Origin of the sequence: Streptomyces sp. NPDC056527, from assembly GCF_042794475.1 — a bacterium.
Taxonomy (GTDB): Bacteria; Actinomycetota; Actinomycetes; order Streptomycetales; family Streptomycetaceae; genus Streptomyces.
The window spans coordinates 1-5,328 of sequence record NZ_JBHTTQ010000199.1 but is presented as its reverse complement, the minus strand read 5'-3'; the positions used below and the strand labels follow the sequence as shown (position 1 = coordinate 5,328).

The window sequence follows — 5,328 nt, the reverse complement described above, 5'->3', positions numbered from 1 at the left end:
GCCCCGCCTCCCGCACAGGGAAGCGGGGCGCTGCCGTGTCCACCACCCCGTACCGTTGCTCCGTGACCTCCCTCGACAGCGGCTTCTCGCAGGCCCGGCTCTGGCTGCGGGCGCATCCCCTCGCCTGCGACGCCGGCCTCGCCCTCGCCGTGCTCGCCTGCATGGTCACGGGGTCCTTCGCCGACCCCCACGGCAGTCCCAACGGGCCCACCTTCGGCGACCGCACCCCCGACGCCGCGAGCGTCCTCCTCATGGTGCTGGGTGCCGCCGCCCTCGTCCTGCGTCGGCGCGACCCCCTCGCAGTCCTCGCCTTCACCGGTGGCGTCACCCTCGTCGAGCTGATCACCGACGACCGTCCGGCCCCCGTCGCCATGAGCGCCGTCGTCGCGCTCTACACCGTCGCCGCCCGCACCGACCGCCCCACCACCTGGCGCGTCGGACTGCTCACCATGGGCGTCCTGTCGGGCGCCTCGATGCTCTTCGGACCCACCCCCTGGTACGCCCAGGAGAACCTCGGCGTCTTCGCCTGGGCCGGCATGGCCGCGGCCGCCGGCGACGCCGTCCGCAGCCGCCGCGCCTTCGTCGACGCCATACGGGAGCGGGCCGAGCGGGCGGAGCGGACCCGTGACGAGGAGGCCCGGCGCCGGGTCGCCGAGGAGCGCCTCAGGATCGCCCGCGACCTCCACGACGTCGTCGCCCACCACATCGCGCTGGTCAACGTCCAGGCCGGAGTCGCCTCCCACGTCATGGACAAGCGCCCCGACCAGGCCAAGGAAGCCCTCGCGCACGTCCGCGAGGCCAGCCGCTCCGCCCTCAACGAGCTGCGCGCCACGGTCGGCCTGCTCCGCCAGTCCGGCGACCCCGAGGCCCCCACCGAACCCGCACCCGGCCTCGGCGTCCTCGATGATCTGCTCGCCACCTTCCGTCACGCGGGCCTCCCCGTGGAGCTCGTCCGCACGGACGACGACCCGGGGCTTCCGGCCGCCGTCGACCTCGCCGCGTACCGGATCATCCAGGAGGCGCTGACCAACGTGCAGAAGCACGCGGGCCCGGACGCCAAGGCCGAGGTGAGCGTCATCCGGGTCGGCCGGACCGTCGAGATCACCGTCCTCGACAACGGAGTGCCGCAGCCGGCGACGCCCGCCGACACGGGCGGGCACGGACTGATCGGCATGAGGGAGCGCGTCACCGCGCTCCGCGGCACGCTGGCCGCGGCACCCCGCTACGGCGGCGGCTTCCGGGTCCAGGCGATACTGCCCGCAACGGCCCGTACGGGGGAGGACACATGACCATCCGGGTGCTGCTCGCCGACGACCAGGCCCTGCTCCGCAGCGCCTTCAAGGTGCTCGTGGACTCCGAGCCGGACATGGAGGTCGTCGCCGAGGCCGCCGACGGGGCACAGGCGGTCGCCCTCGCCCGGTCCACGGGGGCCGACGTCGTCCTGATGGACATCCGGATGCCCGGCACCGACGGGCTCGCCGCCACCCGCATGATCACCGCGGACCCGGAGCTGTCCGCCGTACGGATCGTCATGCTGACCACCTTCGAGGTCGACGAGTACGTCGTGCAGTCGCTCCGCGCCGGCGCCTCCGGCTTCCTCGGCAAGGGAGCGGAACCGGAGGAGCTGCTCAACGCCATCCGGATCGCCGCCGCCGGGGAGGCCCTGCTCTCGCCCGTGGCGACCAAGGGCCTGATCGCCAAGTTCCTTGCGCAGGCCGGAGGTTCGGACCCGGAGAACGGCGAGGACGCACCGGCGTACTCGGAGCGTCTGGCCGCCCTCACCACCCGCGAACGCGAGGTCCTCGTCCTCGTCGGCGGCGGCCACTCCAACGACGAGATCGCCGAACGCCTGGAGGTCAGCCCCCTCACGGTCAAGACGCACGTCAACCGGACCATGGCCAAGCTCGGCGCCCGCGACCGCGCCCAGCTGGTGGTCACGGCCTACGAGTCCGGCCTGGTACGTCCAAGGGTGGAGTGACGGAGTACCCCGGCGTACTCCAGACGCGGTATGCGCGGGATAAGGAATTGGACCCGGGGGCCGAGGACCCGGGGCTTCTCATGGCTGATGGTGTTAGCGGGCACCCCTGGATCGTCCTGGCGCCCGCCTGCCGAGTACGCCACAGAAGAGAGACCCCATGTCCTGGCTGTCCAGATTCAGCCTCGCGCAACGGGCCCTGATCGGGCTGATGTCCATCGTCGCCATCGTCTTCGGGGCGATCGCGATACCGCAGCTGAAGCAGCAACTGCTGCCCTCGATCGAGCTCCCGATGGTCTCGGTCCTCGCTCCCTACCAGGGCGCGTCGCCCGACGTGGTCGAGAAGCAGGTCGTCGAACCGCTCGAGAACACCATCAAGGCCGTCGACGGCATCAAGGGCGTGACCTCCACGGCGTCCGAGGGCAGCGCCGTCATCATGGCCACCTTCGACTACGGCGACGAGGGCACCAAGCAGCTCGTCGCCGACGTCCAGCAGGCCGTGAACCGGGCGCGCGCGGTGCTCCCGGACGGTGTCGACCCGCAGGTCGTCGCCGGCTCGACGGACGACATCCCGACCGTCGTCCTCGCCGTGACCTCCGACAAGGACCAGCAGGCCCTCGCGGACCAGCTGGAGCGGACCGTCGTCCCGGCCCTGGAGGACATCGACGGCGTCGGCCAGGTCTCCATCGACGGCGTCCAGGACCTCCAGGTCTCCGTGACCCCCGACGAGAGGAAGCTCGCGGCGGCCGGGCTGAACTCCATGAAGCTCGCCCAGGCCCTCCAGGCGGGCGGCGCCACGGTCCCGGCCGGCTCGTTCTCCGAGGCAGGCAAGAGCCGTACGGTCCAGGTCGGCGGCGGCTTCACCTCGCTCCGCCAGATCCAGGACCTGCGCGTCAAGCCCGACCAGGGCAAGGCCGTCCGCGTCGGCGACGTGGCCACGGTGAAGCAGGAGGAGTCCTCCCGGGTCTCCATCACCCGCACCAACGGCAAGCCCAGCCTGGCGGTCCTGGCCACCATGGACAACGACGGCAGCGCCGTCGCCATCTCCGAGGCGGTCAAGGACAAGCTGCCCGAGCTCCGCAAGGACCTCGGCGCCGGCGCCGACCTGACGGTCGTCTCCGACCAGGGCCCGGCCGTCTCCAAGTCGATCTCCGGTCTCACGACCGAGGGCGCGCTCGGCCTCGTCATGGCCGTCCTCGTGATCCTGGTCTTCCTCGCCTCGATCCGCTCGACGCTGGTCACGGCGGTCTCCATCCCGCTCTCGGTCGTCCTGGCCCTGATCGTGCTGTGGACCCGTGACCTCTCGCTCAACATGCTGACCCTGGGCGCCCTCACGATCGCGATCGGCCGGGTCGTCGACGACTCGATCGTTGTCCTGGAGAACATCAAGCGGCACCTCGGCTATGGCGAGGAGCGCGAGTCGGCGATCCTCACCGCGGTCCGCGAGGTCGCGGGCGCCGTGACCTCCTCGACCCTCACCACGGTCGCCGTCTTCCTGCCGATCGGTCTGGTCGGCGGCATGGTCGGCGAGCTGTTCGGTTCGTTCAGCCTGACGGTCACCGCCGCGCTGCTGGCCTCTCTCCTGGTCTCCCTCACCGTCGTACCGGTCCTCTCGTACTGGTTCCTGCGCGCCCCCAAGGGCACGTCGGCGGACCCGGACGAGGCCCGGCGCCTCGCGGAGGAGAAGGAGAACAAGAGCCGCCTCCAGCGCCTGTACGTCCCGGTGCTGCGCTTCGCGACCCGTCGCCGCCTCACCAGCGTGGCGATCGCGATCGTCGTCCTGGTCGGCACCTTCGGCATGGCCCCGCTCCTGAAGACCAACTTCTTCGACCAGGGCGAGCAGGAGGTCATGAGCATCAAGCAGGAGCTGGCTCCGGGCACCAGCCTCGTGGCGGCCGACGAGGCCGCCCGGAAGGTGGAGAAGGTCCTGTCCTCCACCGAGGGCGTGAAGGACTACCAGGTCACGGTCGGCTCCTCGGGCTTCATGGCGGCCTTCGGCGGCGGTACGGGCGCCAACCAGGCCTCGTACCAGCTGACCCTGGAGGACTCGGCGTCGTACGAGAAGACGCGCGACGCCATCGACGAGGCCCTCGGCAAGCTCGACGGCATCGGCGACACGACGATCGCGGCGGGCGACGGCTTCGGCAGCCAGGACCTGAGCGTGGTGGTCAAGGCATCCGACGCGGACACCCTGAAGAAGGCGTCCGAGGCGGTCAAGGCCGAGGTCGCGGAGCTCGACGACGTCACCGACGTCCAGAGCGACCTGTCGCAGTCCGTGCCGCGGATCTCCGTCACGGCCAACGCGAAGGCGGCGGACCTCGGCTTCGACGACACGGCGCTCGGCATGGCCGTGGCCCAGGCGGTCCGCGGCACCCCCGCCGGCAAGGCGATCCTCGACGACACCGAGCGGAACGTCGTCCTGACCTCGGCGAACCCGGCCACGACGATGGACGGCCTCAAGAAGCTGCCGCTGGGCCCGGTCAAGCTCGGCGACATCGCCGAGGTGAAGCTGGTCCCCGGCCCGGTCTCGATGACCCGGATCGACGGTGCCCGCGCGGCGACGATCACGGCCAAGCCGACCGGTGACAACACGGGCGCGGTCAGCGCCGAGCTCCAGACGAAGATCAACGCGCTGGACCTGCCGGAGGGCGCGACGGCCTCCATCGGCGGTGTCTCCGAGGACCAGTCCGAGGCGTTCGTCAACCTGGGCCTGGCGATGCTCGCCGCGATCGCGATCGTCTTCATGCTCCTGGTCGCGACCTTCAAGTCCCTGATCCAGCCGCTGATCCTGCTGGTGTCGATCCCGTTCGCGGCGACCGGCGCGATCGGTCTCCTGGTCGTGACGGGCACCGCGATGGGCGTCCCGGCCATGATCGGCATGTTGATGCTGATCGGCATCGTGGTCACCAACGCGATCGTCCTGATCGACCTGATCAACCAGTACCGGGCCCAGGGCCTGGGCGTCGTCGAGGCGGTCGTCGAGGGTGGCCGCCACCGTCTGCGCCCGATCCTGATGACGGCGCTGGCGACGATCTTCGCGCTGCTCCCCATGGCGCTCGGCATCACCGGCGAGGGCGGCTTCATCGCCCAGCCGCTGGCGGTCGTGGTGATCGGCGGTCTGATCACCTCGACGCTGCTGACGCTGCTCCTGGTCCCGACGCTCTACGCGATGGTGGAGCTCCGCAAGGAGCGCCGCGCGAAGAAGAAGGCGGCGAAGCGGTCGAGGAAGACCGACGTCCCGGAGCAGCCGACGGACGCGAACACGAACACGGACACGGACGCGGACCTGCTGGACGCGCTGGACGTCTGACGCGCCCGCGGGCGACGGCCGGAGGCCCGGCTCGGCACCGACG

The 5,328-nt window shown here is 71.2% G+C and carries 3 protein-coding genes; all 3 read left to right on the top strand.

Features of this window, described 5'->3' with window-relative positions; genetic code table 11:
- Positions 1 to 62 precede the first annotated feature (62 nt).
- Entirely contained in the window at positions 63 to 1,289 is a 1,227-nt protein-coding gene (locus ACFQ7Q_RS37480) for a sensor histidine kinase (protein WP_383563559.1), read from the top strand.
- Complete coding sequence (locus ACFQ7Q_RS37475; protein ID WP_383563556.1) at positions 1,286 to 1,978, top strand: response regulator; 693 nt, start codon at positions 1,286 to 1,288, stop codon at positions 1,976 to 1,978. Before ACFQ7Q_RS37480 ends, ACFQ7Q_RS37475 begins: the two co-directional genes overlap by 4 nt.
- 157 nt (positions 1,979 to 2,135) lie before the next feature.
- A complete protein-coding gene (locus ACFQ7Q_RS37470; protein WP_383563553.1) occupies positions 2,136 to 5,285 on the top strand; it encodes an efflux RND transporter permease subunit in 3,150 nt (1,049 codons plus the stop codon).
- Positions 5,286 to 5,328 lie beyond the last annotated feature (43 nt).